The organism is Microbacterium sp. PI-SA-G, from assembly GCF_057215335.1.
In genome coordinates this window covers 1,102,640-1,120,268 of the sequence record NZ_CM170103.1, presented here as the reverse complement: position 1 = coordinate 1,120,268, position 17,629 = coordinate 1,102,640, and the positions used below count along the sequence as shown (strand labels likewise).

The window sequence follows — 17,629 nt, the reverse complement described above, 5'->3', positions numbered from 1 at the left end:
CCTGACAGAGACGAGCCCTTCGATGAGCCCCGCCACTGCCGTCGCGATGACTGCCGACCACGGATTCTCCGGCCTCACCGGCTTCGCCGCCGATGTCCTCACCGCCCTCGGCGACGTGGGCGTGGGGCTGCTGGTGTTCGTCGAGGTGCTGATCCCGCCGATCCCGAGCGAGGTGATCCTGCCGTTCGCGGGATACCTGAGTCAGAGCGGAGACCTGCACCTCGGCTGGCTGATCTTCTGGAGCACTCTCGCGTCGTGGCTGGGTGCGCTGCTGCTCTACTGGCTCGGCGCCGCGATCGGCATGGAACGCGCCGTTCGGTTCCTCGCCGCGACCCGACTGGTCAGCCGCTCCGACCTCGACCGGGGATCGAGCTGGTTCGTGCGCAGCGGCGGCTGGACGGTGCTGGTGGGCCGCATGGTGCCCGGGGTACGCAGTCTGATCTCTCTGCCCGCCGGGGCGTCGAAGATGAATCTGGTGCGGTTCAGCGCCTACACGATCATCGGCAGCGGCCTGTGGAACGGCATGCTCATCGGCGTCGGTGCAGCCCTCGGCACACAGCACGAGAAGCTCGAGAGCTACCTCGGCTATGTCGACTACGTCGTCTATGCCGCGCTGGCGATCGCGCTGACCGTGCTCGTCATCCGTCGCGTGCGGGAGGGATCCACCCCGCGCACGGCGTCCTCGCGATCCGACGCCGCGACCATCGACGGCTCAGCGGACTGAGCGCCGGACCTGCGGTGGTGCCCCCGCTGGGACTCGAACCCAGACTGAAGCGATTTTAAGTCGCCTGCCTCTGCCATTGGGCTACGGGGGCGGTCCTGGTCAGCCTAGCCGGGGCGGCACTCGGTGTCGTGACGCATGAATCGCGGTGCATCGACGTCGTAGGGTGGGGGAGTGCTCGACCTCACCGCCGAACTGAGCCCTGCCGAGGGTGCCCCTGTCGTCGCCCCGGAGTGGGAGGACCCCGCCCGGTACTGGCCACGCCTCACGGCCGCCACCGCACACCTGCCCGCCCCCGTCGCGGTGATCGATCGTGACGCGCTGCGCTACAACGCACTCGACATGCTCGTGCGCGCCGGCGGACTCCCCATCCGTGTGGCGTCGAAGTCGGTGCGCGTCCGTGCCGTCCTCGACGCGGTGCTCGCGCTGCCCGGATACCGTGGCATCCTCGCGTTCACCCTCGCCGAGGCCCTGAGGCTCGCCCGCGATCACGGCGACATCGTGCTCGGCTACCCGACGGTCGATCGCGCCGGGCTGGCAGAGCTCGTCCAGGACGAACAGGCCGCGGCACGCATCACGCTGATGGTCGACGACCCGGCGCATCTCGACCTGATCGACAGCGTGGCCGCCCCGGGTGCGCGACCCGAGATCCGCGTCGCGATCGATGTCGACGCGTCGTGGCGGTCACCGCTGCTCGGGCACATCGGCGTGCGCCGCTCCGCACTGTTCAGCGCGGGAGAGGTCGCAGCGTTCGCGCGTCGCGTCGTCGCGCGTCCGGGCTTCCGTCTGGTCGGGCTGCAGATGTATGACGCGCAGATCGCCGGGCAGGGCGATGACGCAGGCGCCGACGCACCGGTGATCCGGATCGTGCAGGCGCGTTCTCGCACTGAGCTCCGCGAGCGCCGCGCGGCCGTCGCCGAGGCGGTGGGAGCCGTCACTCCGCTCGAGTTCATCAACGGCGGCGGCACCGGCTCGCTGGAATTCTCGGGGAGCGACGAGTCTCTGACCGAGGCCAGCGCGGGCAGCGGTCTGCTGGGCGGGCACCTGTTCGACGGCTACCGCTCCTTCCGGCCGGCCCCCGCGGCGGCCTTCGCCTTCGACGTGGTCCGCCGTCCCGCGCACGACATCGCCACCGTGCTCGGAGGCGGCTGGATCGCGTCGGGACCGACTCTCGCATCGCGGCAGCCGCGCGCGGTCTGGCCGCAGGGTCTGCGCACCCTCTCGCGAGAGGCCGCCGGTGAGGTGCAGACGCCCCTGCAGGGCGGCGCGGCCTCCACACTCGGCGTGGGCGACCGGGTCTGGTTCCGCCACGCCAAAAGCGGCGAGCCCGCGGAACGCATCGACCGCTATCACCTGGTCGCCGGCGACGAGGTGGTCGACGAGCTGCCGACGTACCGCGGCGAGGGGAAGGCCTTCCTGTGACCCGGATCAACGGAACCTGGCAGAACTGGGCGCGCTCGGCATCCGTGCGCCCCGTGCGTGTCGAGCGGCCGCGGAGTCCGGAAGGGGTGCAGCGCGCGGTGATCGCCGCGGTCGCGCAGAACCTGCCGATCAAGGCCGTCGGAGCCGGGCACAGCTTCACCGGCATCGCGATCGCTCCGGGCGTGCTGCTCGAGCTCGACGACCTGCAGGGTCTCGTGTCGGTCGACAGCGAGCGCTCTCGGGTCACGCTGCTGGCCGGCACGCGTCTGCACCGCATCCCGCGGCTGCTCGCCGCACACGGACTCGCGATGGAGAATCTCGGCGACATCGACCGGCAGTCGATCTCGGGAGCGATCTCCACCGGCACACACGGCACCGGCTGGGGGTTCGGCGGCTTGGCGACGCAGGTCGTCGGAGTGACGCTCGTCACCGCGACGGGGGAGTTCCTGCACATCGACGAGGAGCGCAACAGTGAGATGCTCCCCGCCGTGGCACTCGGACTCGGTGCGCTCGGGGTCATCGTCGAGGTGACCCTGCAGTGCGTTCCCGCGTTCGTGATGCATGCCGTCGACGAGCCCGCACCGCTCGAGGACGTTCTGAGCACGCTGCAGGCGCGTGCCGCGCAGTACGACCATTTCGAATTCTACTGGTTCCCGCACACCGACGTGGCTCTCACCAAGAGGCAGACGCGGCTGCCGGAGTCGACCCGGCGGCAGCCGTTGCCCGTCGTCGGCAGGTGGGTCGACGAGACGCTGCTCTCGAACGGCGTCTACCGCGCAGTGTGCGCAGCCGGTCGGCTCGCCCCCGCGATCACACCGCCGTTCAACCGGCTCGCGGTGAAGCTCACCGGGAACCGCGAGTACACGGATCACTCGCATCGCGTCCTCACACAGCCGCGCACCGTGCGGTTCCGCGAGATGGAGTACGCCCTGCCCGCCGAGCATGTCGAGCCCGCGTTCCGTGCCGTGCAGGCTCTGATCGCCGACCGCGGCTGGCGGATCGAGTTCCCGGTCGAGGTTCGCTTCGCCGCGGCCGACGACCGGTGGCTGTCGACGGCATACGGGCGCGCCACCGGCTACATCGCGGTGCACCGGTACTGGCGTGCCGACCCGACCGCGTACTTCGCCGCGGTCGAGGAGATCCTGCTCGAGCACGGCGGCAGACCGCACTGGGGCAAGCTGCACACGCTCGACGCCGAGCAGCTGAGCGCGCGCTACCCCCGCTTCGACGACTTCCGTGCGCTGCGGGATCGGCTGGACCCGGAGCGCCGTTTCGGCAACCGGCATCTGGAGCGCGTGCTCGGCACCTGACAGGGCTGTTCGGAGCTGGGTTCACGCCCAGTGCACGTGCAGGGTGCGCGGATAGGATGGGACAAAACGAGGAAGGGTGGGGCCTCTGATGGAATGGCTAGTGCCGGTACTGATCGTCGTGGGTGTGATTCTGCTGGTCGGGATCTACCTGTGGGCGACGTACAACTCGCTCGTCCAGCTGAATGTGCGCGTGGACGAAGCGTGGAGTGGCATCACGGTGCAGCTCAAGCGCCGGGCCGATCTCATCCCGAACCTCATCGAGACCGTGAAGGGCTATGCCTCGCACGAGAAGGCGGTGTTCGAGAACGTCACGCGGGCTCGAGCCGAGACGCTCAACGCCAGCGGCCCCGGTGACGCCGGGATCGCCGAGGGTCACCTGCAGCAGGCGCTGCGGAGCCTGTTCGCGGTCGCGGAGGCGTATCCGCAGTTGCAGGCGAGCCAGAACTTCCTCCAGGTGCAGCAGGCTCTCGTCGACACCGAGGACAAGATCCAGGCGGCGCGTCGTTTCTACAACGGCGGCGTGCGCGAGCTGAACACCAAGATCAAGGTCTTCCCGAACAATCTGTTCGCCAAGGGACTCGGATTCACCGAGCGCGAGTTCTTCGAGGTCGCCGACAGCGGCGCGATCTCCGAGCCGCCTCGCGTGCAGTTCTGACGCAGGCGTCACTCACCGGACGACACCGCTGAGCCAGGGCGTCGCGGTCACCACACGGTGACGGCGACGCCCTTCTCCGTGAACGAGACATCTCCGCGCACTGACCAGCGCTCGGTGCGATAGGTCTCGGTGCGGGCCGAGCCGTCCTGCCCCGTGCCGGTGACGGTGGCGACGAGCACGCCGTCGCCGGCCGTGAACATCGGGAACCGCAGCGCGATCGTCGGCAGGGTCTCGACGCGGTACGCCACGTCGCTCACCTCACGGAACTCCACACCCCAGGGGATGCGGATGCCGCAGCCCGCGGGCTGCACGCCGCCCGCGGACGTGCACTGCTCGAGGTGATCGTCGAGTGCCGCCTGCGCCGCGATCGATGCTTCCGGTCGCACTGACGGCTCGAGCTCGACGACCGCGGATTCGCCGGGAAGCACCCGCACGGCGGCGGTGCCGTCGAGGAACTCCTGCGGCGCCGCCACCACGTCGTACGTGGCAGGCAGCAGGGCGATGCGGTCTTCAACCGCGAAAACCGCTTCACCGACCGCGACGAACGCACCCACGGTAGAGGTGACCTGCATCTGACCGAGGGCAGACGTCCCCACCCGCCAGACGTCGTCATCCCGCGTCAGGTCGAGCGTCGCTCGATGGTCGTCGCCGTCGAGCCGGAAGGTGACCTCGACGGTCGCCGTCATCCCCTGCTCATCCACCTCGAGCACCGACGCGTCCTCGATGAACGCCGATGCGCTCGCGAAGGCACTCAGCGCCTCGGGGGAGACATCGACCCCCGCCGATGAGACATCATCTGCGGAACCGGATTCGAGTGCATGCAGGTAGGCGGTCGCCGTGTCTTCCGCCGTGGCCGGCCGGATCGACGACTGCCATATCCCTATCCCGGCGGCGATCAGCAGCAGCGCCCCGACGCCGATGCCGACGCCGAGGAGCCATCCCCGGCGGCGCGTCACGGCGAGTCCTCCCGCGGGTGGACGTGGCGTCGCACGAGACCACCGGTCGTCGCCGCGAGTGCGGGGTGCAGCGCATCGGCCGCGTCACCCCATCCCGACACCGACACGTGCTCCAAGCCCTGCCACGATGCGGCGAGGGCGAGCTCACGCGCGACCGGTTCTGCATCGTCGACGTGCGCCTGTGGCTCCCACCACGCGGACTGCACCTGCAGGGTGGAGGTCAGGCGATCGGCCTTGAGGTCGACGCGGGCCACGATGCGGTCGCCCACGAGCACCGGCAGCGAGTAGTAGCCGTAACGCCGTTTGTCGGCCGGCACGTAGATCTCGATGCGGTAGTCGAGCGCGAAGGCGCGCAGCGCGCGGTCGCGGAACCACACGACCGGATCGAACGGGGTCAGCAGTGCCGCGCCGCTCACCGCGCGAGGAAGCACGGCGTCGCGATGGCGCCAGGCGGGGAGCGGGCGCCCGCCGCGCTCCCACCCTCGCACCTGCACGGGGACCAGCTCGCCGGCATCGGTCAGATCGGTGAGCGCCTGAGTGACGGCCGCCCGATCCCGGATGCGGTAGTAGTCGGCGAGGTCGGCCTGGGTCGCGACGCCCGAGGAGCGCGCCGCGCGGGCGATGAGCGTGCGGATCGCCTCGGCCCGCGGCACCTCGCGGCTGCGGATGCCGTCGGGGATCACGTGCTCGGCCAGGGCATACGTGCGCTCGAAACCCTTGCGCCCGCTGATGGCCACGTCGCCGGTGCGCCACAGATGCTCGAGCGCGAGTTTCGCCTCGTCCCAGTCCCACCACGTGCCGCGCTCGCGGGGTGCGTCGGCGCGGAGGTCGGCGGGGCGCAGGGGTCCCCGCGTGCGCAGCTCGTCCCGCACCCACTCCACCGTGCGGGCGTTGCTGCTCATCCACGAGTCCTCGCCCGCCCAGCGGCGGCGGAAGTCGTCCATGCGGAACCGCCAGAGCGGCCAGTCGTCGACCGGGATGAAGGTCGCCTCGTGCGCGAGGTACTCGACGTAGTGGGTGGTGCGCGCGAGGAAGACCCGGTCGAGCAGAGCCGGGTCATACGCGCCCAGTCGAGAGAACAGCGGCAGGTAGTGCGACCGTGCGAACACGTTGACCGAGTCGATCTGCAGCACGCCCAGCCGCTCCATCAGCCGGTGCACGTGTCGACTCGACACGGCAGCCGGGCGGGACCGGGTGAAACCCTGCGCCGCCAGGGCCATGCGACGGGCCTGGGCGGAGCTGAGAGTGTCGATCACCCCGTCAGCGTATCGCCGGGCCCCGACATCGGGTCAGCGGCATCGGGCGTCTCGGGGATCGCCGTAGAATCGGACGATGAGCGACGAGCGGCGATCCTGGCTGACAGATCTCTTCCGTCCGCGCCCGGTTCCTCCTGTGGACACCGATCGCACCGTGACGACCGAGGCCGACGAGGCCGTGCCGCTCCCGCTGCGCATCACCGCCGGGTACGCGTGGCGTCTGCTCCTGATCGCTGCGGCGATCGGGGTGTTCATCTGGCTGGTGATGCTCCTCAAGCTCCTGGTCATCCCGCTGATGGTGGGCATCCTGATCACGGCGCTGCTGTGGCCCGCGTTCGGCTGGATGCTGCGACACCGCTTCCCCCGCGTGCTGGCGATCATCATCTCGCTGCTCGGCACCGCTGCGATCGTCGCAGGGCTCGTCTGGCTCGTGGTCTGGCAGGTCAGGCTGGAGCTGCCGAAGGTGCAGGCCAGCTCGGCCGACGCCTTCCAGAACTTCCAGGTGTGGCTGCACGAGGGCCCGCTCAACCTCTCCGACACACAGATCGCCGACTACCTCGACCAGGGACTCGCGTTCCTCAACGAGCAGGCGCAGGCCGTCTGGACCGGCGCCCTCGCGATCGGCACGACTCTGGGGCACGTCGTCACCGGCGCGGTGCTGTCGCTCTTCATCCTCATCTGCCTGCTCGCCGACGGTGCCAGCATCTGGCGCTGGACGCTGAGGATCTTCCCGCGCACGGCCCGCCCGGCCGTCGACGGGGCGGCCCGCAACGGCTGGGCGACCATCGTCAACTACGCGCGGACGCAGATGTTCGTCGCGACGATCGACGCGATCGGCATCGGCCTGGGAGCCTTCCTGCTGCAGGTTCCGCTCGCCCTCCCGGTGGCCGTGCTGGTGTTCCTCGGCTCGTTCATCCCGATCGTGGGTGCCGTCGTGACGGGCGCTGTCGCGGTGTTCCTCGCCCTGATCTATAACGGGCCGTGGATCGCCCTGTGGATGCTGCTCGTCGTGCTGGCCGTGCAGCAGATCGAGGGACACATCCTGCAGCCGATCATGATGGGCTCAGCGGTGAAGGTGCATCCGCTCGCCGTCGTCCTCGTGGTCGCCGGGGGAGCGATGATCGGCGGCATCCCCGGCGCACTGTTCGCCGTGCCGCTGGCCGCGTTCGTCAACGTCGCGGCCGTGACCGTGAGTTCGGGGTCGTGGCGCACCGGCGTCGGACCCAGTGGAGACCTGATCTGGAGCACAGTGCCGCGCGAGCGGCCACGGAGGAATCGATGAGCGAAGTTCCCAGCCTGACCGAGTTCGAGCACGCCGCTCAGAGTCTGGCTGAGGTGATCTCGCACACGCCGACGCTGCCGTCACGAGCACTCTCGGACGCACTCGGGGCGCCCGTCGTGCTCAAGATGGAGAACCTGCAGCGGACGGGCTCGTTCAAGATCCGCGGAGCCGCGTACCGCCTTTCCCGCCTGAGCGCCGAGGAGCGCGAGCGCGGCGTGGTGGCGGCATCCGCCGGCAACCACGCCCAGGGCGTGGCACTCGCGGCCCAGTCCCTCGGCATCGCGGCCACCATCTTCATGCCGATCGGCGTTCCCGTGCCCAAGCTCCTCGCCACCCGCGGGTATGGGGCCGAGGTCGTCCTCGAGGGTGAGACGGTGGCCACCTCGCTGCGCCTCGCGGCCGAGTTCTCCGAGCGCACCGGAGCGGTGCTGATCCCTCCGTTCGACAACCGCGACGTCGTGATCGGCCAGGGCACGCTCGGACTCGAGCTTCTGGAAGACGCCCCCGACGTCGACACCATCGTGCTCAGCATCGGCGGCGGCGGACTCATCGCCGGTGTCGCCGCGGCGGTCAAGGCGCGCGCGGCCGAGCTGGGGCGCACGGTGCGCATCATCGGCGTACAGGCCGAGAACGCCGCAGCCATGGCTCCGTCGCTCGAGGCCGGCTACCCGGTCGACATCGTCACCCGCCCGACCATCGCCGACGGCATCCTGGTCTCCCGTCCGGGAGCGATTCCCTTCGACATCATCAAGGAGTACGTCGACGAGATCGTCACCGTGTCGGACGACGACCTCGCCCGAGCGATCCTGGTGCTGCTGGAGCAGTCGAAAGTGGTGGTCGAACCCGCCGGCGCCGCCGGGGCCGCGGCGATCCTCGCGGGCAAGGTCACCCCGACCGGACTCACCATGGCCGTGCTGTCGGGCGGGAACATCGACCCGCTGCTGCTGCAGCGCGTCGTCTCGCACGGACTCGCGGCGTCGGGGCGGTATCTCACGATCCGCGTCCCGCTGCCCGACCGGCCCGGCCAGCTCGCCCGCGTCTCCGAACTCATCGCCACGGCGGGCGCCAACGTCATCGAGGCCATGCACACGCGGCACGGCCACGGTCTGCAGATCAGCGAGGTCATCCTCGAGCTCAGCGTCGAGACGCGCGGCCCCGAGCACTCGCAGCACACGCTCGACACGCTTCGTCTCGCGGGCTTCGAGCCGCTCATCGTCCCGGACTGATCGGCCGACCGGGCCTCAGGTCCAGAAACAGGCCGAACACAGAACGCCCCTCCGACCGTGGTCGGAGGGGCGTTTCTGCCGGCGGATGGGTCAGCCGGTGTAGGTCTCAACGTTGACGATCTCGACCGAGATCGAGCGGCCGTTCGGGGCCTCGTACGACGACTTCTCGCCGACCTTGAGGCCGAGGATGGCCTGGCCGAGCGGGCTGGCCTCGCTGTACACGTCGTGGTCGCTGCCGGCCGCGATCTCGCGGCTGCCCAGCAGGAACACCTCTTCGCCACCGGCGACGATCGCGGTCACGACCGTGCCCGGCTCGACGATGCCGCGGCTGGCGGGCGCCTCACCGACCTTGGCGGTCTTGAGCAGGTTCTCGAGCGTGCGGATGCGGGCTTCCTGCTTGCCCTGCTCGTCCTTGGCGGCGTGGTAGCCGCCGTTCTCCTTGAGGTCGCCTTCTTCACGGGCGGCCTCGATGCGCTTGGCGATCTCGTCGCGGCCCGTGGTGGAGAGGTGTTCCAGCTCGGCGACGAGCCGGTCGTACGCTTCCTGCGTGAGGAAGGGAACCTGAGCATCAGTCGACATGACGAAGCTCCTTCTATCCGGATCCCTGCCGCTGTCCGCGGGGGATATGCCAAGACGCCCTGGCACGGTGCCAGGGCGTCGTCTGTCTGCGATCGAGTCTAAGCGACCCAGCAGGTGTTCACCAAACCTGTGGTGGCCGCGCTGACGGTGGGAATCGTGGTCGAGACGGCCTCCGAATGGCTGTCCGCGACGATCTCCACGAGCTTCCAGCCGACCACGCCGAACTCCTCGTCGAGCGCCTCCACGATGCACACGACGTCCTTGCCCTGCACGCCGGTGACCTGGAAGCGGACGTCGACCGTGTGCTCGTCCACGAGCTCGAAACCGAGGTCGTCGGCGTCGACCGAGCTCATCGACTGCGCGACCGTCATCCACCCGAATGCGCCGACCAGCAGGGCCGCGATCGCGATGCCGATGATCCATGGCGTCCGGCGACGGCGCGTGCGTCCGTAGCGTTCGTCGAGCTGGGCTGCTGTCGTCACGGGGGAGGTCTTCCGGTCGTTAGGCTGGTGGTTCCAGGTTATGCGACCTGCGCACGAAAGGCCGACACATGTTCGCTCTGACCGAGACCCCGATGCCGACGCCGACCATGACTGTCGCGCCGGAGTCGGTCACGCCCGGCTTCGTCGGGTTCGCGGCCATCGTGATCGTGCTGATCGCGGTCATCCTGCTCATCTGGGACATGAACCGCCGCATCCGCCGCGTGCGCTACCGCGAAGAGGTGCGCGACGAGCTCGACGCCGAAGAAGCGGCCGCCCGCGAAGCCGACGAGGCCACCGAGACCGACGCCGACCTTCCGATCGTGCGCGACGGAGACGACGCCGCCGAGGACGACCCGCGCCGCACCTGACCCGCGCCGCAGAAGGCGCGCTGACGCAGCAGGTGCTGATGCGTCAGGCGCCCAGCGAGGGCGAGAGCGGCTCGAGCGCGATGATCAGACACGCGGTCCAGTGGCAGAGGAACGCGATCACGGTGCACACGTGGAAGATCTCGTGGAAGCCGAAGTGCCCCGGCCACGGGTTGGGCTTCTTGAGCGCGTAGACGATCGCTCCGCCGGTGTAGAGCAGGCCGCCCACGATCACGAGCACCATCATGGTGACGTTCGCGGCGAACAGGTCGGCCATGAACATGACCGCCGCCCACCCCATCAGCAGGTACAGGGCGACGTAGAGCCAGCGCGGCGCGTGGATCCAGAACACGCGGAAGAGGATGCCGACCACGGTCCCGCCCCACACGAGGCTCAGCAGAAGCGTGCCCTTCTCGGGCGGAAGCGCCAAGACGCCGAGGGGCGTGTAGGTCCCGGCGATCAGCAGGAAGATGTTGGCGTGGTCGATCCGCTTCAGGAGCAGCTTGACGGGCGGGCTCCAGTCGAAGCGGTGGTACAGCGCCGAGTTGCCGAACAGCAGCAGAGACGTCGCCATGAACACGGCGGCCGACCACTTGGCCGCGCCGCTCTCGGCGACGAAGATCAGCACGATGCCGGCGACCAGGGCGACAGGGAATGTCACCGCGTGCACCCAGCCTCGCCAGGTGGGTCGGATCTCGACGGCCGCATCGACGGCAGCCGCCTCCAGAAGCGGAAGCTGGGGGACCTCGGGGTCCGAAGACTGCGGAGTGCTCACCTGGCCACTCTAAGCCGCGCGTGTCGCATGACGCACATGCGCGTGGAGCATCCGCTCCGTCGTTGACAGCCGCGGCGCGGTACCGTAGGGAAGTGACTTCTCGGGAGAGCGAGGGCCGTGGTCCGCTCTATCGGCTCTACAGCAATCGGCTGCGCAGGCAGCTCGCTGCGGCGACCGTGCCGCACCACGTGGCGATGATGATCGATGGCAATCGACGCTGGGCCCGACAGCTCGGATACAGCACGCCCGCCCACGGCCACCGTGCCGGGGCGCTGAAGATGCGCGAGTTCCTCGGATGGTGCGATGAACTCGGCGTTCGCGTCGTCTCGCTCTACCTGCTCTCGAGTGACAACCTCCGGAAGCGTGATTCCGCCGAACTCGCCGACCTGATCGAGATCATCGCCGAGCTCGCCGAGGGGCTCTCGCAGGAGGGCAATTGGCGGGTCAAGCACGTCGGGCGAGCCGACATCCTCCCCACGGAGCTCGCGCGGGTGCTCGCCGATGCCGAGGATCGCACCAAGGACCACACCGGGCTGCACGTCAACCTCGCGGTCGGGTACGGCGGGCGCCACGAGATCGTCGACGCCGTCCGCAGCATCCTCGTCAAGCATGAAGCGTCCGGTGGCACGATGGAGGACCTCGCGGCGCATCTGACTCCCGAGATGATCGGCGAGCACCTCTACACGGGCGGTCAGCCCGATCCCGACCTGGTCATCCGCACCAGCGGCGAGCAGCGGCTCAGCGACTTCCTGCTGTGGCAGAGCGCGCACAGCGAGTTCTACTTCGTCGAGGCCCTCGGGCCGGACCTGCGCGAGGTCGACTTCCTGCGTGCGATCCGCGACTACTCCGACCGCGACCGTCGCTTCGGGCGCTGACGCGTGGCTGCGATCGACGACTACCTCGCCACCTTCGACAGCGAGCCGGGGTACCTGAACTGGGCCGCGTTCGGCCCGCTCTCGCCCTCGGTCCGCGAGGAGATCTTCGCCGACGCTGATCTGCTCGGAAGCGGCCGTCCGTCCTCCCTCGCGCTCGTGGGCGAGCGGATCGGGCAGGCGCGTGAACTCGTCGCCGAGATGCTGGGCGCCGATGCCGACGACGTCACCCTGCAGCCGTCGTCCACGCACGGTCTCATGCACGCGCTGTACGGGCTTTCGGGGTCGGTCATCGCCTCGACCGCCGAGTTCCCGAGCGTGAGCCTCACCCTCGAGCGTGCGGCGGCCGCGTCGCATGGCGCGCTGCACCCGCGCTGGATCGCACCCGAGGACGGCCGGGTCACCACGGATGCCGTGCGCGACGCTCTCGACGCCGACGTCACCGCGCTCGCGGTGAGCCACGTCGACTTCCGCACCGGGTACCGCGCCGACCTCGCCGCGCTGCGCGAGCTGATCGGCCCCGATCGTCTGCTGATCGTCGACGCCGTGCAGTCCTTCGGCGTGATCGATGCCGACTACTCGGTGGCGGACGTCGTGGTCGGGCACGGGTACAAGTGGCTGCGCGCCGGTCGGGGGACCGGGTTCGCACGCTTCTCGGCGCGAGCCCGGGAGCGGATCATGCCGGTGCTCAGCGGCATCACCGGAACGGCCGTCGACGGGCTCGCGATCGACGAGCGCCCCGCTGCGGCCACGTCTGCGCGTGCGTACTCCGTCAGCGGACCCGACACGCTCGCGGCGGGACGCCTCGCCATCGGAGCACGAGACATGCGCGACGCCGGGGTGCCTGCGATCGAGAGCCGGATCGCGGAGCACGTCGATGCGATTCTCGAGATCGCCGATCGGCACGGCATCGCGGTGCACTCCCCGCGGGAACGCGGGCAGCGCGCGGGGATCGTCGCTCTGACACCCGACGAGCCGGCACGTCTCGCCGCGGCCCTCGCGAATGCCGGCGTGGTGGCCACCGCCCGCGGCGCCGCGGTGCGCCTCGCCCCGCACGCGGGCACCGACGACGGCACTCTCCGGCTCCTCGACGAAGCGCTCGCGGCCTTCGGAAACCCGACGTTCACCGCGGCTTAACAATCGGTGGGCGTGTCGAGTCACGTCAACGTCGGTCGGTGGTCGTAGCTTCTAGGCATCGGGCAAGGAGCCCGGTCGAGTCGGCCTTCAGGTACGCGACTCGTGGCCCCAGGTCGACTCGTTCGCATGGCGGGGATCATCCCCGAGTCGGGAGTGGGTCGTGACCTCACGTACAGCGCAGCAGCCGGTCGGCACCGCGCAGCAGTCCACACGCAAGACGACGCGGCGGGCGTCATCCGCAGACTCCGATCAGGATCTGCGTACCTACGTCCTCGACACCTCAGTGCTGCTGAGTGATCCGCAGGCGTTCTTCCGCTTCGCCGAGCACTCGGTCGTGCTTCCGGTGGTGGTCATCTCCGAACTCGAGGGCAAGCGCCACGACCCCGAGATCGGCTACTTCGCCCGCCAGGCGCTGCGCCACCTCGACGATCTGCGCATCGAGCACGGGCGTCTCGACTTCCCGGTCGAGGTCGGCGAGGGCGGCACGCTCCGCGTCGAGCTCGCCAACACCGACTCCTCGGTGCTGCCCGCCGGCATCCGCCTGAGCGACAACGACACCCGCATCCTCTCGGTCGCCATGCACCTCTCGCAGGACGGTCAGGACGTGACGATCGTCTCGAAGGACCTGCCGATGCGCGTCAAGGCCGCCTCGCTCGGTCTGCGGGCCGAGGAGTACCTGGCCGAGCAGGCGGTGGACTCCGGCTGGACAGGGATCACCACCCTCGACCTCTCGGGCGATGACATCAGCGACCTGTACGAGAGTGAGGTCGGCATCAGCGAGGACGCGCGGGGTCTGCCGGTGAACACCGGACTGATCATCCACTCCGAGCGCGGATCCGCCCTGGGCCGGGTCACCGGCGACGGCGAATACCGACTGGTACGCGGGGACCGCGACATCTTCGGCATGCACGGCCGGTCCGCCGAGCAGCGCATCGCGATCGATCTGCTGCTCGATCAGGAGGTCGGGATCGTGTCACTCGGCGGGCGCGCCGGCACCGGCAAATCGGCGCTCGCGTTGTGCGCCGGTCTCGAGGCCGTGCTCGAACGGCAGCAGCAGAAGAAGATCATCGTCTTCCGCCCGCTGTTCGCCGTCGGCGGCCAGGAGTTGGGCTTCCTGCCCGGTGACCAGGGCGAGAAGATGGGGCCGTGGGGTCAGGCGGTGTTCGATACGCTCGGATCCGTGGTCTCGGGCAACGTCGTCGAGGAGATCATCGAGCGCGGACTGCTCGAGGTGCTGCCGCTCACGCACATCCGCGGGCGCTCGCTGCATGACGCGTTCGTCATCGTCGACGAGGCGCAGTCTCTCGAGCGCAATGTGCTCCTGACGGTTCTCAGCCGCATGGGGCAGAACTCGCGGGTGATTCTGACGCACGATGTCGGCCAGCGCGACAACCTGCGTGTGGGTCGCCACGACGGGATCGCCAGCGTCATCGAGACGCTCAAGGGGCATGACCTGTTCGGTCACGTGACGCTGATGCGCTCTGAGCGTTCGGCGATCGCCGCCCTCGTCACCGAGCTGCTGGAGAGTGCAGAACTCAGCTGACATCGGGCGAGACGACGGATGCCGCGGGGCCAGGGCCCCGCGGCATCCGCATGTCGTCACCCGATGATCAACCGGGGTGCGTCATCGAGAGCAGGTCGAGCTTCTCGTCGAGCTGCTCGAGCGTGAGGTCTCCGCGCTCGACGTAACCGAGGTCGATCACGGCGTCACGCACGGTGATGCCCTGCGCCACCGAGTGCTTGGCGATCTTGGCTGCCGCCTCGTAGCCGATCAGCTTGTTCAGCGGCGTCACGATCGAGGGGCTCATGCCGGCGAACGCGGCGGCACGGTCGAGGTTGGCCTGCAGGCCGTCGATCGTCTTGTCGGCGAGCACGCGCGAGGCGTTCGCCAGCAGGCGGATCGACTCGAGCAGCGCGGTTCCCATCACGGGGATCGCGACGTTGAGCTCGAACGACCCGGAGGCACCGGCCCAGGCCACGGTCGCGTCGTTGCCGATCACGCGGGCGCATACCATCAGCACGGCCTCGGGAACGACCGGGTTGACCTTGCCGGGCATGATCGACGAACCGGGCTGAAGGTCGGGGATGTGGAGCTCACCGAGTCCGGTGTTCGGGCCGGAGCCCATCCAGCGCAGATCGTTGTTGATCTTCGTCATCGACACCGCGATGGTGCGCAGCGCGCCCGAGGCCTCGACGAGTCCGTCCCGGTTCGCCTGTGCCTCGAAGTGGTCCTTCGCCTCGGTGATCGGCAGCTCGGTCTCGGCCGCGAGCAGCGCGATGACCTTCTGCGGGAACCCGAGCGGCGTGTTGATGCCGGTGCCCACGGCGGTGCCTCCGAGCGGCACCTCGGCGACGCGAGGGAGAGCGGACTGCACGCGCTCGATGCCCAGGCGTACCTGGCGGGCGTAGCCGCCGAACTCCTGGCCGAGGGTGACCGGCGTGGCGTCCATCAGGTGCGTGCGGCCGGACTTGACCGCGGTCTTCCACAGCTCGGCCTTCGCCTCGAGGGCGACGGCCAGGTGGTCGAGCGAGGGGATCAGCGTGTCGATCAGTGCCTGGGTCACGGCGATGTGGACCGAGGTCGGGAACACGTCGTTCGACGACTGCGAGGCGTTCACGTGATCGTTCGGGTGCACCGTCGCACCCAGGATGCCGGTGGCGAGAGTGGCGAGCACCTCGTTCATGTTCATGTTCGACGAGGTGCCCGAGCCGGTCTGGTACGTGTCGACCGGGAACTCGCCGTCGTGTGCGCCGGAGGCGACCTGGTCGGCGGCCTGGGCGATGGCGTCGGCGATCGCGCCGTCGAGAGTGCCGAGCTCCTTGTTCGCGAGCGCGGCGGCCTTCTTGATTCGTGCGAGGGCGGCAATCTGCGTCGACTCCAGCCCCTTGCCTGAGATCGGGAAGTTCTCCACGGCGCGCTGCGTCTGCGCCCCGTAGAGCGCATTCACCGGCACGCGCACTTCACCCATGGTGTCGTGCTCGATGCGGTAGCCCTGCGAGCTTTCGCCGCTGCGCTGGTCGGTGTCGGTCATTCCGATGCCTCCTGAGATTCGGGGTCGATGCCCACGGTGATGACGGGCACGGCCGTGCCCTCGGCGAGACGGTAGTTGGCGCCGACGATGCCGAGCCGGCCCTCGTCGACGGCCTTGCTGATCAGTTCCGACGAGTGGAGCAGGTCGGCGACGGTGTTGCGCAGGTGCTCGATGCCGACCTGCTCGGCGTCGATCTCGGCGACCGTGGAGCCGCCGCTCTCGGACAGCACCTTGCGTGCGGCAGGAACGATCGGAGCGATGAGCTTCCAGATGTGCGGCGGCAGGGGAGCGGCGTCGATCGCGGTGCCGTCGATGGCCGCGCGCACGGCGCCGCAGGAGTCGTGCGCGAGCACCACGATCAGCGGCACCTCGAGCACCGCGACCGCGTACTCCAGGCTCGCGACGATCGACTCGCCAATGACCTGGCCGGCGTTGCGCACGACGAAGAGGTCGCCGAGGCCGAGGTCGAAGATGATCTCGGCGGCCAGGCGCGAGTCCGAGCAGCCGAAGAGTGTCGCGACGGGATTCTGCGCGGCCTCGAGATCTCGACGTCGCGCGACGTCCTGGTTCGGGTGCCGCGGCTCATCGGCGACGAAGCGCCGGTTACCGTCCTGCATCTGCGCCCAGGCGGCCGCCGGGGTGAGTGCGTGCGTCATGAGACCTCCGAGAGTGAGCGGATCTGAGGGATGATGGACTCGGCGAGGTCTGCCGTCGATGCGGCGGTGCGCGAACCGTACAGCAGCACGTAGTCGTCGCCGGCCTGCGTGCCGATCGCGTAGGTGACGTTCTGCTCATTGCCGGCGCTGCCGGTCTTGTACACGTCCCAGTCGAGACCGCCGATGCTGACCGTGTCGGTGGGGGCGATGCCGTTCAGGCGCTGCGGCGCCCACCCGGCGTCGGCGTCGAAAGCCTGGGCGAGGCGGATGAAGCCGCGCTCGTCCTCGTCGGCCGGCGCCATCGTCACGTCCCACACCACGGTCGCGCCGCTCTCGAGTCCGGCGGCGTTCACGCGCCAGAAGTCGCTCAGCTCGGGCACGATCACGGGGCTCTCCATGGTCGATTCCACGTCAGCGGCGATGCGGGCGACGTCGATCTCCTCGACCGCGGTCGGCTCGCCGCGGGGAACCGCGAAGACGATCACGGCCACGACCACGAGGGTGACCAGAAGCGCGGCGAAGAGACTGCGCATGGTCTGGCTCGAGCGATACGCCTTGCTCGACGCCGCCTTGCGTGCGGCGGTCTCCTCAGGCGTCTCGGGGCGACCGAGCTCGGCGACGATCGGGGCGGGCTTGTTCACGACTCGGCCCCGTCGGATGCCGTGGCACGAGCGGCGTCGAGACGACGCTTCGCGCCCACGAGCCATTCCTCGCAGCGGGCGGCCAGCGCCTCTCCTCGCTCCCACAGGGCGAGCGAGTGCTCGAGGGTCGGGGAGCCCTGTTCGAGCTCCGCCACGACCTTCACCAGCTCGTCGCGGGCGGCCTCGAACGACAGCGTGTCCACAGGGATGTCGTTCAGCGCACTCACCCCTTCATCCTACGGCGTGCGTCAGACGTCGACGG

General features: G+C 69.4%; 19 protein-coding genes and 1 tRNA gene. 10 read left to right on the top strand and 10 right to left on the bottom strand.

Annotated elements, in window-relative coordinates:
* Window positions 1-22 precede the first annotated feature (22 nt).
* Window positions 23-724, top strand: coding sequence for a DedA family protein (locus AC2D10_RS05600; RefSeq protein ID WP_484711011.1), 702 nt, complete (start codon window positions 23-25; stop codon window positions 722-724).
* Between the two features lie 15 nt (window positions 725-739).
* On the opposite strand, the gene AC2D10_RS05595 is transcribed toward AC2D10_RS05600, so the two are convergent.
* Window positions 740-815: transfer RNA gene (locus AC2D10_RS05595), tRNA-Leu, on the bottom strand.
* 80 nt (window positions 816-895) lie between these two features.
* On the opposite strand from AC2D10_RS05595, the gene AC2D10_RS05590 reads away from it, so the two are divergent.
* From AC2D10_RS05590 to AC2D10_RS05580, 3 genes are all read left to right on the top strand, one after another.
* The gene (locus AC2D10_RS05590; protein ID WP_484711009.1) at window positions 896-2,143 is read left to right on the top strand and encodes an alanine racemase; all 1,248 of its coding nucleotides are present in this window, start codon (window positions 896-898) and stop codon (window positions 2,141-2,143) included.
* The gene (locus tag AC2D10_RS05585) at window positions 2,140-3,453 is read left to right on the top strand and encodes a D-arabinono-1,4-lactone oxidase (RefSeq protein WP_484711008.1); all 1,314 of its coding nucleotides are present in this window, start codon (window positions 2,140-2,142) and stop codon (window positions 3,451-3,453) included. The genes AC2D10_RS05590 and AC2D10_RS05585 overlap by 4 nt, the downstream gene beginning before the upstream one ends.
* An 88-nt stretch (window positions 3,454-3,541) precedes the next feature.
* Window positions 3,542-4,108, top strand: coding sequence for a LemA family protein (locus AC2D10_RS05580; RefSeq protein ID WP_463796341.1), 567 nt, complete (start codon window positions 3,542-3,544; stop codon window positions 4,106-4,108).
* 47 nt (window positions 4,109-4,155) lie between these two features.
* On the opposite strand, the gene AC2D10_RS05575 is transcribed toward AC2D10_RS05580, so the two are convergent.
* Both AC2D10_RS05575 and AC2D10_RS05570 read right to left on the bottom strand, forming a co-directional pair.
* Window positions 4,156-5,064: a hypothetical protein gene (locus tag AC2D10_RS05575; RefSeq protein ID WP_484711006.1), complete on the bottom strand. Its 909-nt coding sequence runs from the start codon at window positions 5,062-5,064 to the stop codon at window positions 4,156-4,158.
* Entirely contained in the window at window positions 5,061-6,320 is a 1,260-nt protein-coding gene (locus AC2D10_RS05570; protein WP_484711005.1) for a winged helix-turn-helix domain-containing protein, read from the bottom strand. The genes AC2D10_RS05575 and AC2D10_RS05570 overlap by 4 nt, the downstream gene beginning before the upstream one ends.
* Window positions 6,321-6,396: 76 nt before the next feature.
* Here AC2D10_RS05570 and AC2D10_RS05565 point away from each other — a divergent pair, with 76 nt between their 5' ends.
* Window positions 6,397-7,602: an AI-2E family transporter gene (locus AC2D10_RS05565; RefSeq protein ID WP_484711004.1), complete on the top strand. Its 1,206-nt coding sequence runs from the start codon at window positions 6,397-6,399 to the stop codon at window positions 7,600-7,602.
* Window positions 7,599-8,828, top strand: a complete 1,230-nt coding sequence (gene ilvA / locus AC2D10_RS05560) for a threonine ammonia-lyase (protein WP_484711002.1) — start codon at window positions 7,599-7,601, stop codon at window positions 8,826-8,828. Before AC2D10_RS05565 ends, ilvA begins: the two co-directional genes overlap by 4 nt.
* Before the next feature lie 90 nt (window positions 8,829-8,918).
* On the opposite strand, the gene greA is transcribed toward ilvA, so the two are convergent.
* Complete coding sequence (gene greA / locus AC2D10_RS05555; protein WP_484711001.1) at window positions 8,919-9,407, bottom strand: transcription elongation factor GreA; 489 nt, start codon at window positions 9,405-9,407, stop codon at window positions 8,919-8,921.
* 98 nt (window positions 9,408-9,505) lie between these two features.
* On the bottom strand, window positions 9,506-9,889 hold the full coding sequence (locus tag AC2D10_RS05550) for a DUF4307 domain-containing protein (RefSeq protein ID WP_484711000.1): 384 nt from the start codon (window positions 9,887-9,889) through the stop codon (window positions 9,506-9,508).
* A 68-nt stretch (window positions 9,890-9,957) separates the two neighbouring features.
* Here AC2D10_RS05550 and AC2D10_RS05545 point away from each other — a divergent pair, with 68 nt between their 5' ends.
* Window positions 9,958-10,257 carry a hypothetical protein gene (locus tag AC2D10_RS05545; RefSeq protein ID WP_484710999.1) on the top strand — a complete coding sequence of 100 codons (300 nt, stop codon included), beginning with the start codon at window positions 9,958-9,960 and terminating at the stop codon, window positions 10,255-10,257.
* A 43-nt stretch (window positions 10,258-10,300) separates the two neighbouring features.
* On the opposite strand, the gene trhA is transcribed toward AC2D10_RS05545, so the two are convergent.
* A complete protein-coding gene (trhA, locus tag AC2D10_RS05540) occupies window positions 10,301-11,029 on the bottom strand; it encodes a PAQR family membrane homeostasis protein TrhA (RefSeq protein ID WP_484710998.1) in 729 nt (242 codons plus the stop codon).
* A gap of 92 nt (window positions 11,030-11,121) precedes the next feature.
* Here trhA and AC2D10_RS05535 point away from each other — a divergent pair, with 92 nt between their 5' ends.
* From AC2D10_RS05535 to phoH2, 3 genes are all read left to right on the top strand, one after another.
* On the top strand, window positions 11,122-11,904 hold the full coding sequence (locus tag AC2D10_RS05535; RefSeq protein ID WP_484710997.1) for an isoprenyl transferase: 783 nt from the start codon (window positions 11,122-11,124) through the stop codon (window positions 11,902-11,904).
* Between the two features lie 3 nt (window positions 11,905-11,907).
* Window positions 11,908-13,038 carry an aminotransferase class V-fold PLP-dependent enzyme gene (locus tag AC2D10_RS05530; RefSeq protein WP_484710996.1) on the top strand — a complete coding sequence of 377 codons (1,131 nt, stop codon included), beginning with the start codon at window positions 11,908-11,910 and terminating at the stop codon, window positions 13,036-13,038.
* 160 nt (window positions 13,039-13,198) lie between these two features.
* Window positions 13,199-14,581, top strand: coding sequence for an RNA 5'-3' helicase PhoH2 (gene phoH2, locus AC2D10_RS05525; RefSeq protein ID WP_484710995.1), 1,383 nt, complete (start codon window positions 13,199-13,201; stop codon window positions 14,579-14,581).
* Between the two features lie 67 nt (window positions 14,582-14,648).
* On the opposite strand, the gene AC2D10_RS05520 is transcribed toward phoH2, so the two are convergent.
* Genes AC2D10_RS05520 through AC2D10_RS05505 form a run of 4 tightly spaced genes read right to left on the bottom strand, consistent with a single transcriptional unit; the run spans window position 14,649 to window position 17,594 of the window.
* Window positions 14,649-16,070, bottom strand: coding sequence for a class II fumarate hydratase (locus tag AC2D10_RS05520; RefSeq protein WP_484710994.1), 1,422 nt, complete (start codon window positions 16,068-16,070; stop codon window positions 14,649-14,651).
* On the bottom strand, window positions 16,067-16,726 hold the full coding sequence (locus AC2D10_RS05515) for a carbonic anhydrase (protein ID WP_484710993.1): 660 nt from the start codon (window positions 16,724-16,726) through the stop codon (window positions 16,067-16,069). The genes AC2D10_RS05520 and AC2D10_RS05515 overlap by 4 nt, the downstream gene beginning before the upstream one ends.
* Window positions 16,723-17,367, bottom strand: a complete 645-nt coding sequence (locus tag AC2D10_RS05510) for a DUF4245 family protein (protein ID WP_484710991.1) — start codon at window positions 17,365-17,367, stop codon at window positions 16,723-16,725. Before AC2D10_RS05510 ends, AC2D10_RS05515 begins: the two co-directional genes overlap by 4 nt.
* On the bottom strand, window positions 17,364-17,594 hold the full coding sequence (locus AC2D10_RS05505) for an exodeoxyribonuclease VII small subunit (protein WP_484710990.1): 231 nt from the start codon (window positions 17,592-17,594) through the stop codon (window positions 17,364-17,366). The genes AC2D10_RS05510 and AC2D10_RS05505 overlap by 4 nt, the downstream gene beginning before the upstream one ends.
* Between the last annotated feature and the right edge of the window lie 35 nt (window positions 17,595-17,629).